This window comes from Brevibacterium sp., assembly GCF_052105255.1.
In the GTDB taxonomy this organism is placed as follows: Bacteria; Actinomycetota; Actinomycetes; order Actinomycetales; family Brevibacteriaceae; genus Brevibacterium; species Brevibacterium linens_B.
The window spans coordinates 29140-41310 of the sequence record NZ_JBQDYQ010000024.1 but is presented as its reverse complement, the minus strand read 5'-3'; the positions used below and the strand labels follow the sequence as shown (position 1 = coordinate 41310).

At 66.6% G+C, this 12171-nt stretch carries 11 protein-coding genes; 3 read left to right on the top strand and 8 right to left on the bottom strand.

The features are described from left to right. A partial coding sequence (locus tag ACTIIH_RS08680; protein ID WP_441451454.1) for a GNAT family N-acetyltransferase occupies positions 1-628 on the top strand: 628 nt, incomplete at its 5' end. Positions 629-639: 11 nt separating this feature from the next. Here the strand turns inward: ACTIIH_RS08680 and ACTIIH_RS08675 are convergent. The 6 genes from ACTIIH_RS08675 to ACTIIH_RS08650 all read right to left on the bottom strand — a co-directional run bounded on the left by ACTIIH_RS08675 (position 640) and on the right by ACTIIH_RS08650 (position 5433). Then, positions 640-1230, bottom strand: a complete 591-nt coding sequence (locus ACTIIH_RS08675; protein WP_441451453.1) for a YbjN domain-containing protein — start codon at positions 1228-1230, stop codon at positions 640-642. A 50-nt stretch (positions 1231-1280) separates the two neighbouring features. Next, positions 1281-2654 carry a glycosyltransferase gene (locus ACTIIH_RS08670; RefSeq protein WP_441451452.1) on the bottom strand — a complete coding sequence of 458 codons (1374 nt, stop codon included), beginning with the start codon at positions 2652-2654 and terminating at the stop codon, positions 1281-1283. Positions 2655-2739: 85 nt separating this feature from the next. Continuing rightward, positions 2740-3549, bottom strand: a complete 810-nt coding sequence (locus ACTIIH_RS08665; RefSeq protein WP_441451451.1) for an alpha/beta fold hydrolase — start codon at positions 3547-3549, stop codon at positions 2740-2742. A gap of 73 nt (positions 3550-3622) precedes the next feature. Next, positions 3623-3934 carry a DUF2516 family protein gene (locus tag ACTIIH_RS08660; protein ID WP_101554646.1) on the bottom strand — a complete coding sequence of 104 codons (312 nt, stop codon included), beginning with the start codon at positions 3932-3934 and terminating at the stop codon, positions 3623-3625. A 183-nt stretch (positions 3935-4117) separates the two neighbouring features. Then, entirely contained in the window at positions 4118-4573 is a 456-nt protein-coding gene (locus tag ACTIIH_RS08655) for an AzlD domain-containing protein (RefSeq protein WP_441451450.1), read from the bottom strand. Then, a complete protein-coding gene (locus ACTIIH_RS08650) occupies positions 4570-5433 on the bottom strand; it encodes an AzlC family ABC transporter permease (RefSeq protein WP_441451449.1) in 864 nt (287 codons plus the stop codon). The genes ACTIIH_RS08655 and ACTIIH_RS08650 overlap by 4 nt, the downstream gene beginning before the upstream one ends. A gap of 66 nt (positions 5434-5499) precedes the next feature. Between ACTIIH_RS08650 and ACTIIH_RS08645 the strand changes: the two genes are divergently transcribed. Beyond that, positions 5500-6186: a helix-turn-helix domain-containing protein gene (locus tag ACTIIH_RS08645; protein WP_441451448.1), complete on the top strand. Its 687-nt coding sequence runs from the start codon at positions 5500-5502 to the stop codon at positions 6184-6186. 12 nt (positions 6187-6198) lie between these two features. On the opposite strand, the gene ACTIIH_RS08640 is transcribed toward ACTIIH_RS08645, so the two are convergent. Further along, positions 6199-7347 carry an FUSC family protein gene (locus ACTIIH_RS08640; protein WP_441090134.1) on the bottom strand — a complete coding sequence of 383 codons (1149 nt, stop codon included), beginning with the start codon at positions 7345-7347 and terminating at the stop codon, positions 6199-6201. 85 nt (positions 7348-7432) lie between these two features. Between ACTIIH_RS08640 and pepN the strand changes: the two genes are divergently transcribed. Beyond that, entirely contained in the window at positions 7433-10579 is a 3147-nt protein-coding gene (pepN, locus tag ACTIIH_RS08635) for an aminopeptidase N (protein ID WP_441451447.1), read from the top strand. A 371-nt stretch (positions 10580-10950) separates the two neighbouring features. Here the strand turns inward: pepN and ACTIIH_RS08630 are convergent, their stop codons facing one another. After that, positions 10951-12039, bottom strand: coding sequence for a C40 family peptidase (locus ACTIIH_RS08630; RefSeq protein ID WP_441451446.1), 1089 nt, complete (start codon positions 12037-12039; stop codon positions 10951-10953). Positions 12040-12171: the final 132 nt, after the last annotated feature.

Genomic DNA, 12171 nt, shown 5'->3' with positions numbered 1-12171 from the left:
CCGCCGCGCCACCGAGGCCGATGTGCCGGCGCTTGTCGCACTGCTGCGCGATGACCTCCTCGGAGCTGTCCGCGAAACCGGCACTGCCCACGAGACCGGCGCCGCTGCGGTCGGCCGTGCGGGAGCCGCGTCTGGTTCCGCACCTGCCTCCCCCGGCGCCGAGGAGACAGACCCCTATGCTCGTGCCTTCGCACTCATCGATGCCGACCCCAACCAACTCCTCGTCGCCGTCACCGAAGCCGCGGGCCAGCCCGACTCCGCAGTTCAAGCCGACACTGCGGGCCAGCCCGACTCCGCTGGACAAGCCGACGCTGCGGGGGACGCCGATCCTGCAGTTCAGGACCACGCCGGCTCGACCATCGTCGGCACCCTGCAGCTGAGTCTGCTGCCCAGCCTGTCTCGCCAAGGCTCGCTCCGTCTGCAGATCGAAGCGGTGCGCATCGGTGCCGCGGCTCAGGCAGTGGGGCTCGGGACAGCGGTGTTCGAGTGGGCTCACGAATGCGGACGTCGCTTCGGCGCCGGGCTCGCTCAGCTCACAACCGACAAGTCACGCACCGACGCACGGCGCTTCTATGACCGGCTCGGCTATGTCGCCAGCGATGAGGGAATGAAACGCCCGCTCGACTGAGTTCGCCGCTCTCATGAGCTCAGGCCCTTACTCCCCTTACTCTCACGATCGGCCGACACCGCCGGAGGTTCGGGATCGGCGTCGCCGAAGGTGCCGATGAATTCGTTGTCCTCCCCGCTGAGCACCTTCTCAAACGCCGCAAGGTTGCGCGTCGACTCACCCCGACCGACCCTCCAGGCCCATTCCTTCTTCATCCCCGTGAGGAATCCGATCTGGAGGAGTTCGTTGAATGCGGAATCCGCCGTGGCGAGCATCGCCCCGAGAAGCCCGTCGAGGTCATCGAGCAGGTGCTCTCGCGGCACGCTCGCGCGCAGATAGACATCGCCGAGGCTGTCGATCGCAAATGCCACCGGCCCGGGTTTGAGGTTCTTCTGCAGCAGCCACCGATTGAATGCGGCCGAGTTCTCGTCGGGATGACGGATGACGAACGCCTGCAGATGGGCGGTGCGAGCGAAGACGCTGATCGCCACGTTCGTCTTGAGCTTCTTCTCCCCGGGCAGGGTGACGACGATCTCCGCGTCCTCGATCGAGTCGACGGGAACGTCGTTGTTCTCGGCCCAGGTGCGCACTCCGGACAGGATCGCCTCGGTGTCGGTGCTCATGTTCTCATGCCTTTCGCTCGCCTCTCGTGCTCACCGCCGACTCTAGTCGTTCAGTACGCTCCCAGCGCTTCCGAGCGCCGCGCAGATGCGTCGGAGATGTCCGGCACAGCGTCGAGGACGGCTGCGACGGTGTGGCCCCAGTCGAAGCGTTCGGCACGATCGACGGCATGGCCGGCGAGTTCGGCCCGCAGCTTCGTGTCAGTGAGCAGCGTTTCGATCGCCGTCGCCCAGTGGTGCGGGTTGTGATCGGCGATGAGCAGTCCCGAATGTCCGTGTTCGACGATCTCCGGCAGCCCTCCCACCGCCGAGGCGATCGCCGGCAGACCGGAGGCGGCCGCTTCAGCGGCGACGAGCCCGAAGGATTCGCTGCGGGAGGGGACGATGAGCACGTCCGCGGCCCGGTAGTAGTCGACGAGGACGTGGGAGGGAACGGGCGGGCGGACCTCGACGCTGGGTTCGCTCGCGATCGCCGCGGTCAGCTCCCGCAGATACGTCGAGGACGGCTGGGCCGCTCCCCCGCCTGCTTCGACGCCTGCCCCCGAGGCGGCACCGAGGAGGATACCGCGGGTCCAGGAGGCCAGGTGCGGGTTGCGTTCCCGCAGTTCGGCCAGGGCGTCGACGGCGACGTCCGTACCTTTGATGAACTGCATCCGACCGACGTAGAGGACGATCGCCTCGTCCGAGTCGAATCCCAGACGCTCGCGCGCGGCCGACTGTGAGTCCGGTGCGTAGAGCGCGTGATCGACGCCTGGGCGCGCGACGACGACCGAGTCGGGATCGGCGTGGAGTTCGGTCACGAGGTCGCGGCGTTCGGCAGGGGTCGCCGCGACGAGCAGGTCGGCCTGCGCGGCGATGCCCTCTTCGGCGTCGAGTCGTTGGGGCCGTTCGTGGCTGGTCTCCGAATCGCGGTTCTTCACGGCACCGATCGTGTGCATGCTCACCGCGATCGGAGCCTGCATCAGGCGGTCCTGCCCGGCCCAGGCAACGGCGTCGGCACCGCTGTCTCCGGATTCGGTGCCGTTGTCTCGGGACTTGGCGCCGTTGTCGTCGGCGATGTCACGGGCGCGCAGGGCCGCCTCGGCGGAGATCCAATAGTGGGTCCAGATGAGATCGGCGGCGCAGAAATCGGGGTGGACCGTGAGCAGTTCGGCGAGTTCGTCGATCGCGTCGGCGAGTTCGTCCTTCGTCGCAGCGCCGACCGGCAGGTGGTGGAGGGTGATGGATTCGGTGATCTCCAGCTTCGTGTCCGCGCCGGCTCCGGTGCTGTCGAGTCCGCCGGGGTCGGCGGTGAATACGTCGACTCGGTGTCCGGCTGCGGCGAGTGCGCGCACGGATCGGTCGACGTAGACGTTCATTCCTCCGGCATCGCCCTGGCCGGGTTGGGCGACGGGCGAGGTGTGGAGGGAGAGGACGGAGATGCGCACGGAGACAGTCTAGCCAACGACCTCGGCCGGGCGACCAGTCGAAGCCCAGTCTTCACCGAAGCCAGTCCCTCACCGAAGCCGGCGCCTAACCGAAGAACTCGCCGAGGATGCGCCGCACGTCGTCTCGTCCGCGCCACAGGATCGATCCGGCGGGTAGCACCTCGAGGCGGGAGTTCGGAATCGCACGGTGGATGTCTTCGGCGACGGGGACCGGGTGCGCCGGGTCGTCTTCGTGTGTGAGCACGAGGACGTCGCCAGGGAAGGTACGCAGATTCTCGGCGGCGACCTCGGTGTCCGCGACAGCGATTTCGAGGGCGAGTCCGAGTCCGTCGGACATGTCCGTGTGGACGAGGTTCTCGGCCTTCGCCTTCGTCCAGGCTCGCACGGGGATCATCTGGGCCACCTCGGCGGGCTCGCGGGAGAGCATGAGTTCGACAATGCCGTCGATGTCCTCATCGGCGACGAGGCGGCGCAGTCTCTCCAGGTAGGACCGGTTGGCGGCGGCCACCTCGGCGGGGAATCCGGTGAAGGAGGCGGGGAGGACGAGAGCGACCTTGTCGAGGCCGCGGGTCACGGGGTGGGCGATGCTGAGCAGGTGGAGGAGCCCGCCGGCGGACATCGACACTCCCAGTGCCCGACTCGCCGAGGTGGTGCTCACCGCGTCAGCAAGCACCTCGGCGATCTGCGGGTAGGTCCACCCGGGGCCGGGTGAGGGTCGGCCGCCGTGTCCGGGCAGGTGGAGGAAGTGGCGAGTGCCGGTGATGCCGGTGCCGAAGGGACGGGTGTCGCGGATCGCGCCGGCGAATCCGTGGCCGAAGAGGGTGTGCGGGTCACCGGTTCCGAACGTGGCGATATAGCCGGATTCGGGTCCCGGCAGGTTGAGGTCGGTGCTCATAGGGCGAGTCCAGTCGGCGGGCGCCGGGCGCTTGCCGATCGGGTTCGCAATTGCTGTTGCAGCGTCACGCCGGTCAGCGGTTGCGGTAGCGCGGGTCGACCGCGCGGACCTTCGGGCGCACGTCGGTGAGGTAGACGATGCCGGCGACAAGGGCGATGATGTTGAGGAAGATCATGCTCATGCCCATCGGCGGCAGGGCGATGAGGGCGAGCGCGAGTCCGACGCCGAGGAGGATGACCCAGAACTTCTTGCTCTGTTTGTCCACGGCGCGGTAGTTCTCGTCCTTGAAGCGGAGGCAGTCGATGAACGCCCAGAGTTGGACGATGAATGCTGCCACCGTCAGTGCCAGAAAGACGAGACGCTGAAAGCCCGCGATGTATTCCATGGTCCCAGCCTAGCAATCTCGGGCTGTCGGGGCAGTTCCGGGCGGAGATCCTCGGCATTTGCCCACCCGCATCCCACGGCGTTCACAGTGGGTGGGCACTGCCTCGAGGCCGCAGTCGGCAGGTGCCGTCCGGTGGCGGCTCGGTTCCTCGCGACCGCAGCCAGCGGGTGCCGCTGCCCCTGCTCAGAGGATCCCGGTCGTGCGGATGAGCGCGCACACGGCCATGCCGATGACCACAGCAAGCAGCATCGGCACACGCAGGATCGCGGCAAGCACGCCGGCTCCGACCCCGAGGAGGCGCGCCGGATCGGCGATGTCCGTGCCGTCGAAGACCGCGGTCGTCGCGAAGACGGCGCCGATGAGCACGACCGTGGCCCGGTCCATCCACATCGTCACGCGTTCGGTCGAGTCGGCGGGATCTGAGGGTGGGACGGGTGTGCCGGGCTCAGCGGGCTTGGCGGTCTCAGCGGGCGTGGCGGATGCGGATTCGGAGGGCAGAACCCCCACCGAGGCGGCCGTCGAGGTGCGCCGACGCCCCTTCGTGGCGATGGCCGCTCCCACCTTCACCCCGGCGAAGCGCATGAGATAGGTGCCGAGGCTGAGCCCGGCCAGGGCGATGAGGAAGCTGATGGCGCTCATCGCGGTCCCTCCCCTCGAGTCGCGGATTGCGGGTGGTCGGCGCCGACGGGCCAGTCAGTCTCAATACCGGCATCGTCCGAATCGGCGCCGTGCTGGTCTGCACCTGTGCCGTGTTGGTCCGCACCGATACTGTGCTGGTCCGCATCGCTGCCTTCGGGCCGGCGGCGACGGAGGAACGAGCGCATCGCCCAGCCGGCGGCGACGAAGACGAACACGGACAGCGAGGTCACTGCTCCCAGACCGAGCGGCAGCAGCGGGGTCAGTCCCACGGCGATGAGGATGCCGATGACGGTCAGCGAGAGTGTGACCCGGTTCTTCAGATCCCCGCGGATGAGGCAGAAGAGGATGATGGGGAAGGCCGCGTCGAGGCCGAGCAGGTCCGCATTGATGACGTTGCCCAGCCACTGTCCGACCATGGCACCGCCGGGCCACATGATCGCGATCGCCGCTCCCATGAGCAGGAATGCGTGCCACTTCGCGCGGTCATTGTGCCCGGTACGCGAGATCGCGGTGGATTCGTCGTTGATCCAATGGGAGGCGATGAGTGCACGCCAGTCCTGCGGGAAGAAGGGGCCGACAGCGACACCGAACGCGAAGTTCCGGGAGTTGACGAGGAGTCCTGCGAGCACCGCAAGGATCGGTGCGCCGCCGGCGGCGATGACGCCGACGAAGGTGAATTCGGCGGCGCCGCCGAGGGCGAACATCGCCAACAGCAGCGTCTGCCACCAGGCGAATCCGGAGACTGCGGAGATCGCACCGTACGACAGCGCGACGGCGATGATCGTGACGGTGACGATGGCCACCGCCCGATAGGTCGAGCCGGGGAGCACCCGATCAGTCGTGCGAAATAATGAACTCATGTTCTATACAGTGCACCGTCGGCAATCGTTCGTCAAACCGAACGGCTTAACCGCTATAGTGAACTTATGACTTCTCGAAGCACCGACGATTCGCTGAATGACTCTCTGGACTGCTCCGACCCCTTCTCGCCCGCCGAGGCGACCGTCGAGCACACCGTCGGCTCTGCTGCTGACTCTGCCGCCGACGCCCCTGTGCCCGGCCCGTCGCTGTCACCGAGTCAGCAGATCGCTGCGGCCCTGAAACGTGAACGGCTGCGGGCCGGGCTCTCCTTGTCCGAGGTCGCCCGGCGGGCCGGCGTCGGCAAATCGACGATGTCCGGACTCGAGACCGGAAGCGGGAATCCGAGTTTGGAGACGATGTGGGCTCTGGCCGCTGCGCTCGACATCCCTCTCGCCCGCCTGCTCGACCCTCCCCCGCGCGAGGTCGCATTCCAGCATGTCGGCGATATGCCCAGCCTGCCGTCGACGACCGCGAACTACGTGGCCACCCTGCTCTCACCGTCGCCGGCGAACGCTCGTCGCGATATCTACTTCATCCAAGCCGAACCGGGTGAACCCAGGGAGTCGCAGCCGCACCCGCAGGGCACGATCGAACATGTCATCCTCGGCCGCGGGGCCGCACGCATCGAAGTGCTCGGCAAGTCCTACGACCTGGGCGTCGGCGACTATCTCACCCATCCAGGCGATCAGCCTCATCGCTTCACGGCTCTGGAACCGGGTACGAACGCCGTCTTCGTCGTCGAAAGCAGCTGACTGCATCCACGGCTATTCGACGGCCGGCCCGTCGTCGTCATCGGCGTTCGCGGCCAGCGGTGGAAGCCGTGACTGGGCTTCCTCACGAGTGAGTCCTGCGGCCTGCAGCAGGTCGACGGCGACAGTGCGCAGGAGCAGGACCATCGACTCGTCGTGGATGTCCCAATCGGGCTTCGCCCGCGGATCCAGAGCCCCCGCCGCCTCGGACAGGGCCGCCTCGGCGAGGGACCGATCGGTGCCGCGGCGCAGAGCGATCTCGAGCTTCTTCGCACCGTCGGCCAAGGAGCCGACGTAATCGGCGATGACGGGCTTGCCGACGCCGAGCTCGGTGATGCCGACGACACGACGGGCGATGACCCGCATGGTCCGCATGGCTCGGTCGGAGAAGGTGTGGGCGCGGGACAGTCGGGTCACCTCGGCGGCATGGCGTCGGGCCCGCGCATTGATCTTCGCGGCCTCGCGGGAGATCCGCAGGGATGAGCCCCAGGAGTCGATGATGTCCTGGGTTTCGCGAGCACGCTCGAGGGCCCGCCCGGCCATGGTGACATCGGCCTCGCGCAGGGCGCGTTTCAACATCCTGAGGACGGCGTCGATCTCCTCGAGCATGTCCGCGGCCAAACGCCGCGGAACCTTCCGGGCGTCGCGCGGAATCAGCAGGGCCAGCAGAATCGCGCAGACGGACCCGGTCAGCGCGTCGAGGGTGCGCGGGAACGGCAGGGTGGTGGCGGTGGCGGGGACGACGACGACATAGACGGATTGGACGGCGATCTGAGTGATGAAGATGCCGCCGGAATTGAGGATCGTGCCGATGACCAGGCCGACGATCAGGGTCAGGGCGAGCTGCCAGATGCCGGAGCCGAAGAGGTTGACGAGCAGCTCTCCGACGAGCACCCCGAAGGTCGCCCCGAAGCCGATCTCGAGGGCGCGGCGCAGACGACGGTCGACGACGGGGCCGATGCCGACGGCGGAGGCGACCGCGGCAAGGAACGGATACGGGTGGCCGAGCACGTAGACGCAGAAAGCGTAGGCGGCGGTCGCGGCGATGGGGATCTGGATCAGCTGACCGGAGTTCACCCACACCCGCTTGAGTCCCAAGCGCAGACGGTGGGCGACGACGTTGAACCCCCTCCGTGGCAGGTCGCTGACCCGAGTCTCCGCCATCAGTCCCCTCTGCCGCTTGCTGGTCCTGTACTCAGAATACCGGAAATGTGGCATGCTAAAGTCTGTCCGCTGAGGAGGCTATTGAATGACAACGAATCTCACCCGAAGCGAAGCGCAGAGTCGAACACAGCTGCTCGAGGTCGATTCCTACTCAGTCCACATCGACGTCAGCAACGCCGAAACGGATGCCGACACCTACCTTTCTCGCACAGTCGTCGACTTCACCGCCCGCTTCGTCGATTCGACATTCATCGACCTGATCGCCGACTCCGTGACGTCCGTGCTGATCAATGGTGAGAGCCTCTCCCCCGCCGAGGTGTTCGACGGCGCCCGGGTCACGTTCCCCGTCCGCGCCGGCCGCAATTCTCTGACGGTCGAAGCGCAGGCACGCTATTCCACCTCGGGCGAGGGACTGCACCGGTTCACCGATCCTGCCGACGGCAAGACGTACCTCTATACGCAGTACGAACCCACCGACGCCAGACGCGTGTTCGCGAACTTCGACCAGCCCGACCTCAAGGCGGAGTTCGTCTTCGCGGTCACGGCTCCCGCGCATTTCCAGGTCCTGTCGAACCGGGCCGAAGCGAGGACGGAACCGGCCGAGGCAGCGGCGGGGGCCGCCTCGGCGAACGGATCCGAGGCCGCGAACGGATCCGACTTCGCGACGTCGGCCGGATCCGGCTCATCGGGCGCGACCACCCATCACTTCGAACCGACGCTCAAGCAGTCGAGCTATATCACCTGCATCACCGCGGGCCCATACGAAGGGGCGACGGATGAGTGGACGGACCCGCGCACCGGACAGACCGTGCGGCTGGGCGCATGGACGCGGGCGAGCCTCGTCGATCACCTCGACGCGGACGATATCTTCGGCGTCACGAAGGCCGGGCTCGATTTCTTCACCTCCGAATTCGACTACCCCTACCCGTGGGGCAAGTACGATCAGATCTTCGTCCCCGAGTACAACCTCGGCGCGATGGAGAACCCCGGTCTGGTCACGTTCACGGACAATCTGATCTTCCGCGACAAGGTCACGGACGCGAACTACGAATCACGTGCCAATGTCATCCTGCACGAGATGGCGCACATGTGGTTCGGCGATCTCGTCACGATGAAGTGGTGGGATGATCTGTGGCTCAAGGAATCGTTCGCCGATTTCATGGGCGGGCTCGCGCTGGCCGAGGCGACCCGGTTCACCGACGGCTGGGTGACTTTCGCACTGCGACGCAAGGCGTGGGCGTACACGCAGGATCTGTATCCGACGACGCACCCGATCGTCGCCGACATCCCCGACGTCGAGGCCGCGAAGCTCAATTTCGACGGCATCACCTATGCCAAGGGCGCATCCGTGCTCAAGCAGCTCGTCGCGTTCGTCGGCAGGGAGGCGTTCTTCACCGGATCGCGGCTGTACTTCAAGCGGTTCGAGTACGGCAACACCGAGCTCGCGGATTTCCTCGAATGCCTCGCCGAGGCGGCGCCGGACCGGGACATCGCGAACTGGGCGGCCGCGTGGTTGGGGACGTCCGGAGTCTCGGAGCTGTCCCTGCAGCTGACCACCTCGGATGGTGCAGCTGGGACTTCGTCCGGGTCGGCTGCGAAATCGGCCGGGTCGGCTGGATTCGCCGGGTCGGAAGCGGGAGCGGCCGGGTCGGCTGGATTCGCCAGCGGCGGAGCACCGACGGATTCCGTTGCCGCCTCGCGGGGCGCTGGAGGCGGGAGACTCGTGGCTTCGAGCTCGGGAGCTCGGCTGCGCAGTCCGGATGCGGTCGACGACAGCGTCGACAGTGCGACCGGAGCCGAGCACGCGGCCGGGTCCGGGGCAAGCGGCAGTGTTCAGCCGCCTCGGCGACGGTCCGGGTCGGAGAAGGTCACGAGTGCCACGATCACTCAGGCCGATTCGGCCGAGGGCGCGGCTCTGCTGCGGCCGCACACGATTGAGATCGCCACGCTCGGGCGGTCGGGGCGGGCGATCGTTCCCCTCGATTCCTTCCGTTTCGAGTTCTCGACTGAGTCGGCCGACGTCGAGCAGCTGATCGGTCGCAGTGCCGGCGTGATCACTCTGCTCAACTACAACGATCTGGACTATGCGCGGGTGAGCCTGGATCCGGAATCGACGGAGGCGGCGGTCACCTCGGCGTCTCGGATCACGGACCCGCTGTCGCGCGCGCTGGTGTGGTCGGCGTTGGGCAATGCGGTCCGCGATGGGCTCATGCCGGTCCAGAAGTATCTCACCGCCTATGCCCGCAGCTTGGGCAAGGAGAGCCACGCAGGGATCATGGCGGGACTCAGTCAGACCGCGCTGACCTGCATCGATCAGTGGGTGGCGGACCGGAATTTCGATGCCGCGATCATGGGGCTGCTGGGAGCGGCGCTGGATGCGTTGGCTGCGGCGAAGGCCGGGTCGGATGCGCAGCTGCATCTGGCCAATCTGGTGTTGGCGCTGACATCGCGGACGGCGCGATGCGCCGCCGGCAGTTCCGCGGTGGCCATGGGTCGTGGATTCGCCAGTCAGATCCTTGCGGTGCCCGTCGGCGAGGAGGTCGACCGGATGTACGCCGGAGCCCCCGGGCAGTCCGGGCGAGTCGATTCTGCGGATCAGGCCGGTACGGTGGATCAGGCCGGTACGGTGGATCAGTCGGTCGAAGCGTCCGGCGGTGCCCGCGCGGGTCGAGGTGCCGAGCATTCGACTACGACGCTGCCGTTCCGCGGCCTCGTCAACGATCATGCGCTCCGGTGGACCGCGCTGACGGCGCTCGTGTGCCTCGGGTGGGCCGATCAGACGGATATCGCACGGGAAAATCATTCTGATCCCAGCTCTTCGGGCCGACTTCACGCCGAGACGGCCAGTGCGGCCCTGCCTCTGCCGATCGTCAAGATCCGTGCGTGGGAGGCGATCCGCGAGGCGGGCGCGCTGAGCAATGATGTGCTGTCGGCGATCATCTCCGGGTTCATCGCGCCGAGTGCGATGCCGCTCATCGAGGAGTATGTCGATGAGTACTTCGATGGTCTGCTCGGGTTCTGGATGGACAATTCGATCGAGATCGCCCGTCGCCTGGTGCTCGGCCTCTACCCCCGCTGGTCCGTCAACGAGGAGGCTGTGGTCGAGAAGACCGACTCGTGGTTGGCGGCCAACGTCGATGCGCCCGCGGCCCTGCGCCGCCTGGTCATCGAACGAAGGGATGATCTGGCCCGTGCCATCTTCCTGAAATCGACGCAGAGTTCGCGACACTGACCGGAAGCCGCCTCGGCGAGGGGGCTGGGGGCGAATCAGAGCAACAGCCGCCTCGGCGAGGGGGCTTGAGCGAACCAGCTCCGCAGTTGCTTCGGCGGACGAGTACCGGTAAAACCGGGCCGACGGTCGTCCCGGTCGACTCTGTTCGATACCGGCTTCGGCGGGCGCCGCTCCCCGGCCGGGACTCTCCAGCTAGGGCTCACTGAGAATCGCTGATGGCCGGCACCCTTCCTGGGGCACCGGCCATCAGAGTGTCGGCTCGCAACTGTATCCAGGTCGACAGGCTGGTCGTCGCTCCGGCCCAATCCGAGCCGCTCCGGCTCCGTCCGAGCCGCTCCGGCTCCGTCCGGGTCTCTCCGGCTCAGTCTGGGTCAGAGGATCCGGCGAGCTCCGGAGAATTCGTTTCCGGAATCCCACTTCTTCCAGTCGGTGACATAGACGTCCTTCGACGCGTTCGGCGAGTGGATCATCTTGCCGTCGCCGACGTACATGCCCACGTGGTGGACCGTTCCCGAACTGGTCGAGAAGAACAGCAGGTCACCAGGTTTGAGGTTCGACGAGGAGACTGCCTTGCCTGCCTTCGCCTGTTCGCCGGAGTCGCGGGGCAGGTCGATGCCGTGGGCTTTGTAGATGGAGTAGGTGAATCCGGAGCAGTCGAATCCGTAGGCGGAGACTCCGGCCCACAGGTAGCGCAGGCCGTCGAACTGCTTCGCGGTCTTCACAAGGTCTTTGCCGCTGGGCTTCTCGGGTTTGCCGCCGACATCGTAGACATCGACATCGTCGATATCGATCCAGGCGGCTCCGCCTCCGGGGAGTGCGACGCGGACATCGTCGACGTCCTGTGCGATGAGGGGCAGATCGACGTTGAAGCTGATGTCGGCACCGGTGTCCTTGGTGAACTCGATGCCTTCGAGTTCGCTCTTGGGCTTCGTGACCACGGCTCGGGGCTGGTCCTCGCGGAGCTTTCCGAAGCGGTCGTTTTCGACCAGCTGCTTCTTGGGCAGCCAGCCCGGGTAGCCCTTCTTGTTCTTCGGGGTCTGCTGGTCGGTCACGGCGACCTTGGCCCAGCTGCCCTTGACATCGAGGACGGAGACCTCCGAACCGTAGGTCGCCTGGGTCTCGGTTTTGCCAGTCAGTCCGCGGCGGGCATCGGTGGATTCGAGGTTCTTGTTCCACTTCTTGAGGGCGACGGGGTGCTGGAGCGCAGGCTTATCCACCTTGCGCGGAGCCTTAGGATCGGTCCACAGCGTCGCTACCGTGACATCGACGTAGGCGGTCTCGCCCTTCTCGATCTTGCCGTCGGTGATTCGTTCGAGCTCTTGGCCGGGCACAACACCAGCGGAGATGCCGGACGTATTTGCGGCGTCGGTCGAGGACAGATTGCTCGACAGTGCGGGAGCACCGGCGCCGAAAACCAGTCCGACCCCAAGTGCTGCCGAAACAGCAATTTTGGTACGCATTATTTCTCTTTCGGTCTGCGGGCGGCAGGCCCGCGTGGGGGAAGTCTCCGAAGGTGCGCAAGCGCATTCGGCGTACTGTCTTCGCTTCAGATTCGGCCTCCCCGTCAGGAGCGGCCTCGCCGGAAACGAGGT

What these genes read in the sequence shown, in the direction of transcription:
- ACTIIH_RS08675 (WP_441451453.1), bottom strand. Translation starts at nt 1,230, where the DNA reads ATGAGCACCGACACCGAGGCGATCCTGTCCGGAGTGCGCACCTGGGCC.
- ACTIIH_RS08665 (WP_441451451.1), bottom strand. Translation starts at nt 3,549, where the DNA reads ATGAGCACCGACCTCAACCTGCCGGGACCCGAATCCGGCTATATCGCC.
- ACTIIH_RS08660 (WP_101554646.1), bottom strand. Translation starts at nt 3,934, where the DNA reads ATGGAATACATCGCGGGCTTTCAGCGTCTCGTCTTTCTGGCACTGACG.
- ACTIIH_RS08655 (WP_441451450.1), bottom strand. Translation starts at nt 4,573, where the DNA reads ATGAGCGCCATCAGCTTCCTCATCGCCCTGGCCGGGCTCAGCCTCGGC.
- ACTIIH_RS08650 (WP_441451449.1), bottom strand. Translation starts at nt 5,433, where the DNA reads ATGAGTTCATTATTTCGCACGACTGATCGGGTGCTCCCCGGCTCGACC.
- ACTIIH_RS08645 (WP_441451448.1), top strand. Translation starts at nt 5,500, where the DNA reads ATGACTTCTCGAAGCACCGACGATTCGCTGAATGACTCTCTGGACTGC.
- ACTIIH_RS08640 (WP_441090134.1), bottom strand. Translation starts at nt 7,347, where the DNA reads ATGGCGGAGACTCGGGTCAGCGACCTGCCACGGAGGGGGTTCAACGTC.
- pepN (WP_441451447.1), top strand. Translation starts at nt 7,433, where the DNA reads ATGACAACGAATCTCACCCGAAGCGAAGCGCAGAGTCGAACACAGCTG.
- ACTIIH_RS08630 (WP_441451446.1), bottom strand. Translation starts at nt 12,039, where the DNA reads ATGCGTACCAAAATTGCTGTTTCGGCAGCACTTGGGGTCGGACTGGTT.